The organism is Crenalkalicoccus roseus, assembly GCF_004761865.1.
Lineage (GTDB): Bacteria > Pseudomonadota > Alphaproteobacteria > Acetobacterales > Acetobacteraceae > Crenalkalicoccus > Crenalkalicoccus roseus.
The window spans coordinates 1-12,687 of the sequence record NZ_SJDM01000038.1 but is presented as its reverse complement, the minus strand read 5'-3'; the positions used below and the strand labels follow the sequence as shown (position 1 = coordinate 12,687).

Here is a 12,687-nt window from a genome sequence, read left to right as displayed (position 1 = left end):
CCGCCATGCAGCAAAGCCGGGCGGGCGCGGAACGCAAGGGCGGGGGATCAGCGCGCCTTCACCGGCCGCCTCCCGTGGCTGTCCTGCGGCACGCCGCGGGCGAGCGACATGTGGGAGTGCACGCCGAGCCAGCCCTCGCCCCCGGCGTGGCGCAGCAGCACCAGCGTCGCCCGGCCCGGCCGGTCGAAGGGCGTGCCGTCCGGGTGGAAGCCGGTGCTGGTCCAGGGCGCGATCGCCACCGCCATCCCCCCGTCGGGCGAGGCGAGGACCACGGTGGCGTCGAGGTCGAAGGCGAAGCCCTCGGTGCGCGGCCACACATTGTCCCACTGCCGCTCGGTCCAGGCGTCGAGGCCCCGCACCAGCTCCTGATAGGTGCCGAAGATCACGATGTCCTGGTGCCAGAAGGGGCGCGCGGCGGCGTAGTCCACCTCCCGCACGCAGGCGGCGAAGCGGGCGAGCCAGTCCTTCACCGAGGCGGCGGTGGCGGCGTCGGCCTCGGGCAGCGGCGGGACGGTCATGGCGGGCCTCGCGGATGTCGGGTGGAAGCGGCAGCCTCGCCGGTTCCGCCCCGGTGCGCCAGGGGCGGAGGCGCGGCCCGGGCGGCTCAGATCCGCTCGCTCGCCCGGATCGCCACCTTGCAGCCGGCCTTGATGACGGCGGAGAGCAGGCGGTAGGCGGGGGCCTGCTCCGCCTCGTGCTCGAGGCCGATGTCGCGGTGCTCCAGCTCCTCGGCGCGGAAGCGGGCGATGTCCTGCTTCAGCGCCGCCTCGTCCTCGCCGAGCGCGCGCTCCTGCGCGGCGTAGTGCTCGTCGATCGCCTCCTCCACCGCCACGGTGCAGGCCATGGCGGCGCGGTGGCCGAGCATCGCGGTGCCGGCGCCGAGCACGAAGCCGGCGACGTGCCAGAGCGGCAGCAGGGCGGTCGGGCGCACCCGGCGCTCGGCGATGCGCCTGGCGAAGCTGTCGAGATGGACCTGCTCCTGCTCCTGCATGTGGCGCAGCAGGGGCTCCCAGCGCGTGCCGCGCAGCACCGCGAGCTGGCCCTGGTAGATGCGCTTGGCGCCGTACTCGCCCGCGTGGTCCACGCGGATGATCCGCTCCACCACCTCGCGCGGCGTCGGATCCCCGGGCAGCCTGCCCTCGCCTATCGTCCTCGTCATCGGCGTGCTCCTCTCGCCGCCCAGATGAGGGCGATCCCGCCGAGGCCAAGCGCGTAGGCGAGGTTCATCTGCGCCATCGAGACCGGCAGGCCGGGAACCGGGTAGGCGGGCGCGTCGCAGGGCTTGCTCGGCGCCGGGGCGAGGGCGCGGAGCATCTCCTCCACGCTCGCCCCCGGCGCCGCCAGCGGCACCTGGCAGCCGGGCAGCGGCGAGGGCCACCAGCCCTGCTCCACCCCCGCATGGAAGGCCGCGATCGCACCCGAGGCGAGCACCGCGACGCCGGCCGCGCCGAGCAGGCCGCGCCGCCACGCCCCGCGCGGCGCCAGCGCCGCGGCGAGGGCAAGCCCCGCCGCCGCCCAGTAGGGCCAGCGCTGCCAGAGGCAGAGCGCGCAGGGGGCGAGGCCGAGCAGCCCCTCGCTGGCGAGGGCGAGGATGGGGGCGGCGGCGGCGAGCAGCGCGAGGGCCAGGGCGGCGGACATCGGCGCCTACATCGCGCGCGGCCGGGGCCGGCGCAAGCGGCGGGCGGGCGCCGCCGGGCCGGGCCGCGCCCGTCTCCCGGGGGCGTTTCCAGCCGCCCGCGATCTGCCCTATGTGCAGCGCCGCGGCGGGCGCGCCATCGCCCGCGCCGCCGCGCTGGGAAGGGAGACGGCGGATGATCACCCTCTGGGGCCGCGCCAATTCGGTGAACGTGATGAAGGTGCTGTGGCTGCTCGACGAGCTGGCCCTGCCCTTCGAGCGGATCGAGGCCGGCGGCGCCTTCGGCCGCACCCGCGACCCCGACTACCTGGCGATGAACCCGAACGCCACGGTGCCGACGCTGGTGATGCCGAGCGGCTTCACCCTGTGGGAGAGCAACGCCATCCTGCGCTACCTCTGCCGCACCCAGCCCGGCGGCAACGCCTTCTACCCCGAGGCGCCGGAGGCGCGCGCCGATGTCGAGCGGTGGATGGACTGGCAGCTCGCCTCGCTCGGCGAGCCGATGCGCGTGCTGTTCTGGACCTTCGTCCGCACGCCCGCGGCGGAGCGCGACATGGCGGCGGTGGCGCGCGCCCTGCCCGAGGCGGCGCGGCTGTGGCGGATGCTGGAGGCGCGGCTCGCCGACCGCGACCATCCGGCGGGGGGGTTCTCCATCGCCGACATGGCGCTCGGCGGCTTCCTGCACCGCTGGTTCTCGCTGCCGATCGAGCGGCCGGAGATGCCGCGCCTCAGCGCCTGGTACGGGCGGCTGCTGCAGCGCCCGGCCTATGCCAAGCACGTCGCGGTGCCGATGAGCTAGCCCCCGCCAGGGGTCGCGCCGTCGCTCCCGTGGGCGGCGGAGCGGGCGCGGCCGCGCCTCAGGCCGCCGCCGCCTCGGCCACGCTCGCCGTGCCTTCCAGGGCGCGGAGGAAGGCGCGGCACCACGCCTTTGCCGTGCCCTGGCGCACCGCCTCGGCCATCGGCCGCCAGCGCGCCGCCCGCTCCTCCCGCGGCATGGAGAGGCCCTCGTCCAGCCGCTCCGCGATCTCGTCGGGGTCGAGGGGGTTGACCAGCAGCGCGCCCGCGAGCTCCGGCGCCGCGCCGGCGAAGCGGGAGAGCACCAGCGCCCCGGGGTCCTCCGGGTCCTGGGCGGCGATGTACTCCTTCGCCACCAGGTTCATGCCGTCGCGCAGCGGCGTCACCAGGCCGATGCGCGCGAGGCGCATGAACCCCGCCAGGGTGGGGCGGGAGACGGCGCGGGTGATGTAGCGCAGCGGCGTCCAGTCCGGCTCGGCGTGCTGGCCGTTGATCCGCCCCACCCACTCGTCGAGCTCCCGCCGCAGGCTGCGGTACTGCGCCACGTCCCCGCGCGAGACCGGCGCCACCTGCAGGTAGCTCACCTGCCCGCGGTGCTGCGGGAAGCGGGCGAGGAGCTGGGCGTAGCCGCGGAAGCGGTGCGGCAGGCCCTTGGTGTAGTCCAGCCGGTCGACGCCGATCACCAGGCCGCGCCCGATCAGGCTCTGGCGCAGCCGCTCCGTCTCCGGTGCCCGCTCGGCGCGCTCGGCGAGGCGGGTGAAGCCGTCGGCGTCGATGCCGATCGGGAAGGCGCCGACGCGCGCCGCCGCCCCGGCCTGGCCGATGGCGGCCAGCGCGCCGCGCAGATTGGCGGCGTCCTGCTCCGTCTGCACCCCGATCACGTCGTAGGCGGCGAGGTCGGCCACCAGCTCCTGCGCGCGCGGCAGGCCGCAGAACAGGTCGTAGGGCGGGAAGGGCACGTGCAGGAAGAAGCCGAGCCGCTGGCCGCAGCCCCGCGCGCGCAGCTCCGCGCCCAGCGGGAAGAGGTGGAAGTCGTGCGCCCAGACCAGGTCGTCGGGGCGGAGCAGCGGCGCCAGCGCCGCGGCGAAGGCGCGGTTCACCTCGCGGTAGCCGGCATAGTCCTCGCGCGAGAACTGCGCGAGGCCGAGCCGGTAGTGCAGCGTCGGCCACAGCGTGGCGTTGGAGAAGCCCCGGTAGTAGTGGCGGTAATCCTGCTCGCCGAGGTCGAGGGTGGCGAGTGTCAGCCGCCCATGCTGCGCCACGCGCGGCTCGGCGGCGGTGGCCGCGGCGGTGGCGCCGCTCCAGCCGAACCACATCGCGTCGCGGCGCGCCACCGCGTCGCGCAGCGCCACGGCGAGGCCGCCGGCGGTCGCGGCGCGCTCGCGCGGATTGGGCACGCGGTTCGCCACGATCACGAGCCGGACGGCCATGGCATTCTCTCCCGGTCTTGTTGCTGCGCGGCGCGGCGGGCGCGACATGGCCGGCCGGCGGGCATCCGCGCCGGTCAGCCCGCCGGCGCCTCCTTGCGCCCGGTCATGCCACGCCGGGCGGCGGACAGCCAGTCGCGCAGCGCGGCGGGCGTGCCGAAGGCGTCCTGCAGCCGGAAGCCGTGGCCGCCAAGGTCGCGCGCGGCCTCCATGCCCTCCTCGTCGGTGACGTCGTCGCCGATGAAGACGGGCACGCGCCCGGCGAAGGGCGGGCGCGCCATCAGCCGCCGCACGGCGCCGCCCTTGGAGGGGCCGCGCGGGCGGATCTCCCAGGCCATGCGTGCCTCGAGCAGCGTGAAATGCGCCGGCGCCTCGGAGACCAGCTCGCTCATCAGCGCCTTCGCCTCCGCCGCCGCGTCGGGGGCGAGGCGGTAGTGCAGGACGAAGCCGTGCGCCTTGTCCTCGATCAGCGCGCCGGGGTGGCGGGCGGCCAGGTCGGCGGCCTGCACGCGCCAGCGCGGCGGGGGCGAGGGCAGGTCGGGCACCTCCGGCGGCGCCTCCGGATCGGGGCGGATGGCGGCGCCGTGGTCGCCCGCCTTGGCGATCGGCACCGGCAGGAAGTGGTCGAGGTCGCCGAGCGGGCGGCCGCTGACCACGGCGAGCGCCCCGCCGAGGCAGCGCGCGAGGGCGTGCAGCAGCGGCGGCAGGTCCGGCGGCACCGCGACCGCGTCGGGGCGCGGCGCGATCTCCACCAGCGTGCCGTCGAAATCCAGGAACAGCGCCGCCCGTGTCAGGGGCGGGTGGCCAGGCAGCAGCGGCGGGGGCGGAAGGACGAGGGGGCCGGTCATACGGGGCGAGAATGGCCTCCCCGGGGCGAATGTTGCTTCGCATTCATGTGAGCGCCGGCGCGGCCATCCAGGCGGCGATCTCCGGCCAGAGCCGGGCATGGGCCGCGGGTCCGACCAGCGGGCCGAGATGCTGCAGCGCCGGCCCCGCCTCCCCCTCGTAGCGCAGCACCCGCCGCGGCGGCCCCGCCGGCGCGGCCGCCAGCCCCTCCAGCATCGAGGCGGGCGGCACCACGAGCCCCGGGGGGTTCACCAGGGCGAGCACCGGGCAGCGCAGCCGGGCGAGGCCGGTGCGCCGCCCACCGATGGTGAGCGTGCCGCGGGCGAGGCGGTCCTCGCGGTAGAGGCGCTCCAGCACCTCCTCGAACAGCGGGCCCGGCATCGCCAGCTCCTCGAGCACCCAGCGCTCGACCCCCTCATGGATGGCGGCGGCAAGCGGGTCGCCGCGGCTCGCCGCCCGGTCGCCCCAGCGCTGCAGCACGAAGGCCTCCGGCAGCGCGGCGGCGGCGAGCAGGCCGGTGAAGGAGCCGGGCACCGGCTCCCCCGCCAGGGCGCGCAGCAGCCGCGCCGGCGGCGCCGCGGCCACCGCCCGGGCCAGGGGCCCACCCCGCGCGGGCCCGAAGGCGAGGGGGGCGTCTATCAGGGCCAGGGCGCGCACCCGCTCCGGCCGCAGCGTGGCGAGGATGGCGGCGAGGGTGCCACCGAGGGAGTGGCCGGCCAGCACCGCCGCCCCCTCCCCGGTCTCTCCCGCGATGGCGTCGAGGGCGGCGAGGGGCAGCCGCTCCGCGAAGTCGGCGAGGCCGAAGCCGCGCGCCTCGCCCTCCGGGTCGAGCCATTCCAGCAGGTAGACGCGCAGGCCGCCGGAGAGGCAGCGCCGCACCACGGAAACCTCCGCCAGCAGGTCCCAGACGCGGGGGCTCTTGATCGGCGCGGGCAGGATCAGCAGCGCCGGCTTTCCCCGCCCCTCCCCGGCCGGCTGGTAGGCGCGCAGCCGCGCCCCCGGCAGCGCCGCGGCGACGCGCCAGGGCGTCGCTTCCGGGGCGGCGCCGGAGGCGCGCGCGGCCCGGCGGCGGGCGGCGTCAAGCAGGGCGAAGGGGGCGGGCGGGAGGCGGGGAAGCCCCGCCAGGCCCCACCCCGCCGGCACCGCCCCCTCCTCCCGCGGGCCGGGCGGGCTCACGCGCGCTCCCAGCCGGCGAAGCCGAGGCCGAGCTTCTTCAGCCAGAACGCCGCCGCGGCGGCGGTGACGCATTCGGCGCCGTCGAGCCAGGAGCCACCCCGGATCCGGTAGCGGCCGTCCTCCTGCCGGAGGACGACGGCGCGCAGGCCGCGGCCGGCATAGACGGCGCGCGGGCCCGGCTCGTCCGGCAGGGGGTATTTCGGGTGGTCCGACTGGCGCATGTCCCTCTCGCCTGTCCTCGGCTCCGCCGGGCGGGGTGTGCCGCCCGCGCCGCCGGAGGGCAAGCGCGCCGCTTCACGCCCCGCCTTCCTCCATGCTAGAGCGGCGGCGCCGCGCGGCGGGGGCGTGGCGGAATTGGTTGACGCAGGGCACTCAAAATGCCCCGGCCCGGAAGGGCCTTGCCGGTTCGAGTCCGGCCGCCCCTACCAGGCCCCGGCGCTTGCCAAAGGGGCCGGATGGCGCCAAAGACCGCCCTCCTTCCCTCCTCCCGTGCCTGCCCGGAGATCCCCCATGGCCTCGGCGTTCGACCGCATCGCCGACATCATCGCTGAGACCAGCGATGTCCCGCGCGAGACCATCACGCCGGACAGCCATGTCATCAACGACCTCGGCATCGACAGCCTCGACTTCCTCGACATCGTCTTCGCCATCGACAAGGCGTTCGGCATCAAGGTGCCGGTCGAGGCCTGGACCCAGGAGGTGAACCAGGGCAAGGCGCCGGCCGAGCAGTACTTCGTCATGAAGAACCTGGCGGCGCGGATCGAGGAGCTGGTGGCGGCCAAGGCCGCCGGCGGCTGAGCCGCCGCGCCGGGCGGGAAGGCGGCATGCGCCTCGAATACTTCCAGATGATAGACCACGTCACCGAGGCGGGACCGGAGCGGCTCGCCGCCGAGGCGCGGGTCCCGGAGGCGAGCCCGGTCTTCGAGGGCCACTTCCCCGGCCACCCCATCCTGCCCGGCGTTCTGCTGGTGGAGGCGATGGCGCAGGCCTCCGGCTACCTGCTGCTGCACCGCCTCGGCTTCGCCCGCATGCCCTTCCTCGCCCAGGTGCGGGAGGCGAAGCTGCGCAGCTTCGTCGCCCCCGGCGCGGCGCTCTCCGTGGAGGCCGCGTTGGTGCACGAGGGCTCGGGCTACGCCGTCACCGAGGGGCGGATCAGCGCCGGGGGCCGGCGCATCTGCGATGCCGGGCTGACGCTGCGCCTGCTCGACTTCCCCTCGCCGGAGCTCGCGGCCGCCATGCGCGCCCAGGCCGCGCGCATCGGCCTGCCCGGAGTGCCCGCCCCATGACCCGACCACACGCGCCCGAGGAGGTGTGGATCACCGGCGTCGGCCTCGCCTCCTCGCTCGGCGAGGGGGCGGCGCCGCACCTCGCGGCGCTGGAGGGGGGGCGGCCGGTGCTGGACGAGACGGGCTTCGCCCCCTTCCCCATCCACCCCCTGCCCGCCCTCGACCTCGACCGGCAGATCCCGAAGCGGAGCGACCAGCGGCAGATGGAGGCCTGGCAGCGCCTCGGCACCTACGCCGCCGGGCTGGCGCTGGACCATGCCGGGGCGCGCGACCGGGCGGGCGGGATGCACCTGCTCGTCGCCGCCGGCGGCGGGGAGCGCGACACGGCGCTCGACGAGCGCATCGCGGCCGAGCTCGCGCCCCTGCCGGCGGCGGAGGCGGCGCCGCTGCTCAACCAGCGCCTGGCCTCGGGGCTCCGGCCGACGCTGTTCCTCGCCCAGCTCTCCAACCTGCTCGCCGGCAACATCTCGATCGTGCACGGGATCGGCGGCTCCTCCCGCACCTTCCTCGGCGAGGAGCAGGCGGGGGCGGAGGCGGCGCGCGTCGCCCTGGCCCGGCTGGCCGAGGGCAGCGCCGAGCCCGGCATCGCCCTGGTCGGCGCCGCCTACAGCGCCCCGCGCTGGGAGATGCTGCTGACCTATGCTGGGGGTGGGGTGCTGTGGCGCGGCCCCTGGGCGCCGCTGCGCGAGCGGCTGGCGCGCAGCGGCGGCATGGTCACCGGCAGCCTCGGCGCCTTCCTGGTGCTGGAGACGGCGGCGCATGCCAGGGCGCGCGGCGCCCGCGGCCTCGCCCGCCTCGCCGCCCTCGCCACCACCGCCGCCCGCCGCCGCGGCGGGGACGGCGCCGGCGCCGCGGCGCGCGCCCTGGCCGGTCCGCTGCTGCCGCGCCTCCGCCCCGGCCACGCCGTGTTCTCGGGCGCGACCGGCGTCGCCCGGCCGACGCGGGAGGAGTTCGGCTTCCTCGACTGGCTCGCGGCGGAGGGGCCGGCGCGGGGGGCGCTGCACCTCACCGCCGACCTGCTCGGCCACGGGATCGAGGCGGCCTTCCCGGCCAATCTCGGCCTCGCCGCCCTCGCCATCGCCGCCGGGCAGGCGCCGCAGGCGCTGGTCACCGGCTTCGGCATGTGGCGCGGCGAGGCGCTGGCGCTGCTCGACGCCCCCGGCGCGGAGGGGTCCGCATGAGCGCGACGCGCGACCATCTCGGCCGGCCGCTGGTGGCCGTCACCGGCATCGGCATGGCGACGCCGCTCGGCCTCGGCGCGGAGGAGAGCTGGGCGGGGCTGCTCGCCGGCCGCTCCGGCATCCGCCGCATCACCCGCTTCCCGACCGAGCACCTCAAGACCACCATCGCCGGCCAGGTGGACCTGCCGGAGGAGGCGGGGCGCGACCCCTTCCCCTCCCCCGAGCGGGTGGAGCGGCTGGCGGCGCTGACGGCGGAGGAGGCGCTGGCCCAGGCCGGCATCGGCGGGCGCGGCGGCTTCCCCGGCCCGCTCCTGCTCGGCATGCCGCCGGTGGAGGTGGAATGGCCGCACCGCCTGGCGCTGGCGCGGCAGGCGGCGCGGTCGGGGGCGGCGCCGCGCTACCCCGACCTGGTCGCGGCCGCCGAGGGGCGGCGGGACCTGTTCGAGGGCGCGCTGTTCGCCGGCATCGGGGAGCGGCTGGCCGACCACCTCGGCACGCGCGGCGCGCCGATCTCCGTCTCCACCGCCTGCGCCACCGGCGCCACCGCGATCCAGCTCGGCGTCGAGGCGATCCGCCGCGGCGAGGCGGAGGCCGCGCTCTGCATCGGCGCCGAGGGCAGCCTGCAGCCGGAGACGCTGATCCGCTTCTCCCTGCTCTCCGCCCTCTCGACCCGCAACGAGGACCCCGCCCGCGCCGCGCGGCCCTTCGAGAAGACCCGCGACGGCTTCGTCATGGCGGAGGGCGCGGCGGCGCTGGTGCTGGAGAGCCTGGAGGCGGCGCGGGCGCGCGGCGCCAGGGTGCTCGGCCTCGTCCTCGGCTGCGGGGAGCGGGCGGACAGCTTCCACCGCACCCGCTCCAACCCCGATGGCGGCGCGATCATCGGCGCCATGCGCGCGGCGATCGCCGATGCCGGGCTCGACCCGGGGCGGATCGACTACGTGAACGCGCACGGCACCGGCACGCCGGAGAACGACAAGATGGAGACGCTCGGCATGCTCGCCGTGTTCGGCGAGGCGCCGCCGCCCATCTCCTCCACCAAGTCCATGACCGGCCACACGCTGTCCGCCGCCGGCGCGATCGAGGCGGCGATCGCCCTGCTGGCGATCCGCGACGGGATGCTGCCGCCCACCATCAACCACGAGACGCCGGATCCCGCGATCCCGCTCGACGTGGTGCCGAACGCGGCGCGCCGGGCGAGGGTGCGCCACGTGCTCTCCAACTCCTTCGGCTTCGGCGGGCAGAATGTGTGCCTCGTCCTCGGCGCCGAGCCAGGCTGAGCCGATGCGCGCGCTGCGCCTCTTCGCCGACCGCGACGCGCGGCTCGTGGACATCCCGCCCCCGCCCCCGCCGGGGCCGGGGGAGGTGCAGCTCCGCATCCGCGCGGTGGCGCTGAACCACATCGACGTCTGGGGCTGGCGCGGCATGGCCTTCGCGAAGCGCAGCCTGCCGCTGACCGTCGGCGCCGAGGCGGTGGGCGAGGTGGCGGCGGTGGGCGAGGGCGTGGAAGGCTGGCGTCCCGGCCAGCGCGCCGTGCCCTACGGCGCCATCACCTGCGGCGCCTGCCGCGCCTGCCGCGAGGGGCGGGACAACCTCTGCGAGAGGGTGCAGGGCGTGCGGGGCTTCCACCTCGACGGCTTCGCGCAGGAGCTCACCAACCAGCCGGCGCGGCTGCTGGTGCCGGTGCCGGACGCGGTGGAGACGCAGGACGCGGCCTGCGCCGGCATCACCTTCTCCACCGTCGAGCACATGCTGTTCGACAACGCCCGCCTGGAGCCCGGCGAGACCGTGCTGGTGCACGCGGCGGGCTCGGGCATCGGCAGCGCCGCCATCCGCATCGCCAAGGCGGTCGGCTGCACCGTCATCGCCACCGCGGGCGATGACGGGAAGTGCGAGAAGGCCCGCGCGCTCGGCGCCGATCACGTGGTGAACTACGCGAAGGACCGCTTCGAGGCGGTGGCGCGGCGCGTCACCGGCAAGCGCGGCGTCGACGTGGTGTTCGAGCATGTCGGCGCCGCCACCTGGGCCGGCTCGCTGCTCTCCCTGCGCATGGGCGGGCGGCTGGTGACCTGCGGCAGCACCTCGGGCGTCGCCGCCGAGACCAACCTGATGATGCTGTTCCAGCGCCAGCTCCGCATCACCGGCTCCTTCGGCGCGCCGCTCTCGCGCCTCGCCAGCGGGCTGGCGCGGATGGCGGAGGGGGTGCGGCCGGTGCTCGACACGGTGGCGCCGCTCGATTCCTTCCCGGAGGCGCTGCGGCGCCTGGAATCGCGGCGCGTCTTCGGCAAGATCGTCGTCACGCTCTGAGCATGCGCGCCCGGCTGCAGCAGGCGGGGGACGCGGTCGTCGCCGCGCTGGTGCGCTGGACCTTCGCGCTGCTGCGCCGGCTCGACCCCGACACGGCGTCGAACCTCGGCGGGCGCGTGGCGCGACTGCTCGGCCCGCTGACGCCGGTGCACCGCGTCGCGCTCGACAACATCCGCCATGCCTTTCCCGACCTGCCGGCGGCGGAGCACCGGCGCATCGCGCGCGAGGCCTGGGACAATCTCGGCCGCACTGCCTGCGAATACGTGCACATGGACCGGCTGTGGGATTTCGACCCCGACCGGCCGGGAGCGGGCCGCATCGAGGTCGCGCCCGAGGCGATGGCGCGCTACCTGGCGCTGCGCGATGACGGCCGCCCGGCGCTGCTCTTCGCCGCGCACCTGGCGAATTGGGAGCTGCCGGCGGTGGCGGCGGCGCGGCACGGCCTGCCCTCGGCGGTGCTCTACCGCACCCCGAACAACCCCCGCGTGGCGGCGGAGATCCTGGCGCTGCGCGCCGCCATGATGGGGCGGCTGATCGCCGCCTCCCCCACCGCCCCGGTCAGGATGCTGGAGGCGCTGGACGAGGGGCTGCATGTCGGCATGCTGATCGACCAGCGCTTCGGCCGCGGCCCGCGCGTGCCCTTCTTCGGCCGCCCCGCCGCCTCCAACCCGCTGATCGCCCGCCTCGCCCGCCGCTTCGACTGCCCGGTGCACGGCGCCCGCGCCATCCGCCTGCCCGGCGGGCGCTTCCGGCTGGAGCTGACCGAGGCCATCGCGCTGCCGCGCGACGCGCGCGGCCAGGTGGATGTCGAGGCGGCGACGGCGCTGCTCAACCGCATCGTCGAGGGCTGGGTGCGCGAGCATCCCGGCCAGTGGCTGTGGATGCACCGCCGCTGGCGCTGAGCGGCGGCCGGCCCGCGGCTCCCCCCTGGCCGGGGCGGCAGGCCGGGGCCAGATCGGCGCCATGACGATGGGGAACGGAACCGAGCCGGTCTCGCTGCTGGTGGCCGGGCTCGGCTACAGCGGGGCGGCGGTGGCGCGGGAGGCGGCGGCGCAGGGCCTTGAGGTGGCCGGCACGGCGCGCGACCCGGCCGCCGCCCTGCCGCCGCCCGGCGTGACGGTGCTGCCCTTCGGCGCCGCCGGGGCGGCGATCGCGCGGGCGACGCATCTGCTGGTCACCGCCCCGCCCGGCGAGGCGGGCGATCCGGTGCTCGCCGCCCATGCCGCGGCCATCGCCGCCGCGCCGCGGCTCCGCTGGATCGGCTATCTCTCCACCACCGGCGTCTATGGCGACCGCGGCGGCGGCTGGGTGGACGAGGCGACGCCGCCCGCCCCCGGCCAGCCCCGCACCCGGCGGCGCCTGGAGGCCGAGCGGGCCTGGGCCGCCTTCGCCCCGCGGCTGGCCGTGGACCTGTTCCGGACGGGCGGCATCTACGGGCCGGGCCGCAGCCCCTTCGACGCGCTGCGCGCCGGCACCGCGCGGCGCGTGCTGAAGCCGGGCCACGCCTTCAGCCGCATCCACCGCGACGACATCGCCCACGCCGTGCTCGCCGCCATCCGCACCGCGCCGCCCGCGGGGCTGCGCGTGCTGCACCTCGTGGACGACGCGCCGGCGGAGAGCGCGACGGTGCTCGAGGAGGCGGCGCGCCTGCTCGGGCTGCCGCCGCCTCCGGCCCTGCCCTTCGAGGAGGCGCTGCGCACCATGTCCCCCATGGCCCTCAGCTTCTGGGCGGAGAACCGCCGCGTCGCCAACGCCGCGACCAAGGCCGCGCTCGGCATCGCCTGGCGCTACCCGACCTGGCGCGAGGGGCTGCGCGCCATCCTGGCGGAGGAGCGGGGCCGCGGCGCGGTCCCGCCTTCCTGATCGCGCTTCCGCCCCCGCTGGGCGGCCGGCCCGCCGCCTCCGCGGATCGGGCGCTGCGGCGTGATCCGCTTTGGCGGACCATGCTGCAGCCTTGATGCGCGGGCATCTTCACCCGTTCCGGCGGATCCGCCCGGACGGGATCCGCCCTAAGCCGCGTGGACAAACCTGATCCA

The 12,687-nt window shown here is 76.9% G+C and carries 15 protein-coding genes and 1 tRNA gene; 9 read left to right on the top strand and 7 right to left on the bottom strand.

All coding sequences use genetic code 11. From position 1 onward, the window contains the following. Positions 1–47 precede the first annotated feature (47 nt). The 3 genes from ET526_RS16965 to ET526_RS16955 form a co-directional block, all read right to left on the bottom strand. Positions 48–518, bottom strand: a complete 471-nt coding sequence (locus ET526_RS16965) for a YybH family protein (protein ID WP_135469242.1) — start codon at positions 516–518, stop codon at positions 48–50. An 86-nt stretch (positions 519–604) separates the two neighbouring features. Beyond that, positions 605–1,159 carry a demethoxyubiquinone hydroxylase family protein gene (locus ET526_RS16960; protein WP_135469240.1) on the bottom strand — a complete coding sequence of 185 codons (555 nt, stop codon included), beginning with the start codon at positions 1,157–1,159 and terminating at the stop codon, positions 605–607. Then, on the bottom strand, positions 1,156–1,638 hold the full coding sequence (locus tag ET526_RS16955) for a disulfide bond formation protein B (RefSeq protein ID WP_135469236.1): 483 nt from the start codon (positions 1,636–1,638) through the stop codon (positions 1,156–1,158). Before ET526_RS16955 ends, ET526_RS16960 begins: the two co-directional genes overlap by 4 nt. Before the next feature lie 173 nt (positions 1,639–1,811). Here ET526_RS16955 and ET526_RS16950 point away from each other — a divergent pair, with 173 nt between their 5' ends. Then, on the top strand, positions 1,812–2,435 hold the full coding sequence (locus ET526_RS16950; protein ID WP_135469234.1) for a glutathione S-transferase family protein: 624 nt from the start codon (positions 1,812–1,814) through the stop codon (positions 2,433–2,435). A gap of 58 nt (positions 2,436–2,493) precedes the next feature. Here the strand turns inward: ET526_RS16950 and ET526_RS16945 are convergent, their stop codons facing one another. From ET526_RS16945 to ET526_RS16930, 4 genes are all read right to left on the bottom strand, one after another. Then, positions 2,494–3,861 carry an alpha,alpha-trehalose-phosphate synthase (UDP-forming) gene (locus tag ET526_RS16945; protein WP_135469232.1) on the bottom strand — a complete coding sequence of 456 codons (1,368 nt, stop codon included), beginning with the start codon at positions 3,859–3,861 and terminating at the stop codon, positions 2,494–2,496. A gap of 74 nt (positions 3,862–3,935) precedes the next feature. Further along, entirely contained in the window at positions 3,936–4,706 is a 771-nt protein-coding gene (gene otsB / locus ET526_RS16940) for a trehalose-phosphatase (protein WP_135469230.1), read from the bottom strand. A 43-nt stretch (positions 4,707–4,749) separates the two neighbouring features. Beyond that, positions 4,750–5,880, bottom strand: a complete 1,131-nt coding sequence (locus ET526_RS21325; protein WP_158295622.1) for an alpha/beta fold hydrolase — start codon at positions 5,878–5,880, stop codon at positions 4,750–4,752. Continuing rightward, positions 5,877–6,101: a hypothetical protein gene (locus ET526_RS16930; protein WP_135469227.1), complete on the bottom strand. Its 225-nt coding sequence runs from the start codon at positions 6,099–6,101 to the stop codon at positions 5,877–5,879. The genes ET526_RS21325 and ET526_RS16930 overlap by 4 nt, the downstream gene beginning before the upstream one ends. Positions 6,102–6,219: 118 nt before the next feature. Between ET526_RS16930 and ET526_RS16925 the strand changes: the two genes are divergently transcribed. The 8 genes from ET526_RS16925 to ET526_RS16890 all read left to right on the top strand — a co-directional run bounded on the left by ET526_RS16925 (position 6,220) and on the right by ET526_RS16890 (position 12,514). Beyond that, a tRNA-Leu gene (locus ET526_RS16925) sits at positions 6,220–6,308 on the top strand. Positions 6,309–6,390: 82 nt separating this feature from the next. Further along, positions 6,391–6,678: an acyl carrier protein gene (locus ET526_RS16920; RefSeq protein ID WP_135469225.1), complete on the top strand. Its 288-nt coding sequence runs from the start codon at positions 6,391–6,393 to the stop codon at positions 6,676–6,678. A 26-nt stretch (positions 6,679–6,704) separates the two neighbouring features. Next, positions 6,705–7,166, top strand: coding sequence for a 3-hydroxyacyl-ACP dehydratase FabZ family protein (locus tag ET526_RS16915; protein ID WP_135469223.1), 462 nt, complete (start codon positions 6,705–6,707; stop codon positions 7,164–7,166). Continuing rightward, complete coding sequence (locus tag ET526_RS16910; protein ID WP_135469221.1) at positions 7,163–8,347, top strand: beta-ketoacyl-ACP synthase; 1,185 nt, start codon at positions 7,163–7,165, stop codon at positions 8,345–8,347. Before ET526_RS16915 ends, ET526_RS16910 begins: the two co-directional genes overlap by 4 nt. After that, a complete protein-coding gene (locus ET526_RS16905; protein ID WP_135469218.1) occupies positions 8,344–9,624 on the top strand; it encodes a beta-ketoacyl-ACP synthase in 1,281 nt (426 codons plus the stop codon). The genes ET526_RS16910 and ET526_RS16905 overlap by 4 nt, the downstream gene beginning before the upstream one ends. Positions 9,625–9,628: 4 nt before the next feature. Further along, positions 9,629–10,651 carry a zinc-binding dehydrogenase gene (locus ET526_RS16900; RefSeq protein WP_135469216.1) on the top strand — a complete coding sequence of 341 codons (1,023 nt, stop codon included), beginning with the start codon at positions 9,629–9,631 and terminating at the stop codon, positions 10,649–10,651. 2 nt (positions 10,652–10,653) lie between these two features. After that, entirely contained in the window at positions 10,654–11,553 is a 900-nt protein-coding gene (locus ET526_RS16895) for a lipid A biosynthesis lauroyl acyltransferase (protein WP_135469214.1), read from the top strand. Between the two features lie 61 nt (positions 11,554–11,614). Further along, positions 11,615–12,514, top strand: coding sequence for an SDR family NAD(P)-dependent oxidoreductase (locus tag ET526_RS16890; protein ID WP_456305120.1), 900 nt, complete (start codon positions 11,615–11,617; stop codon positions 12,512–12,514). The last annotated feature ends 173 nt before the right edge of the window (positions 12,515–12,687 follow it).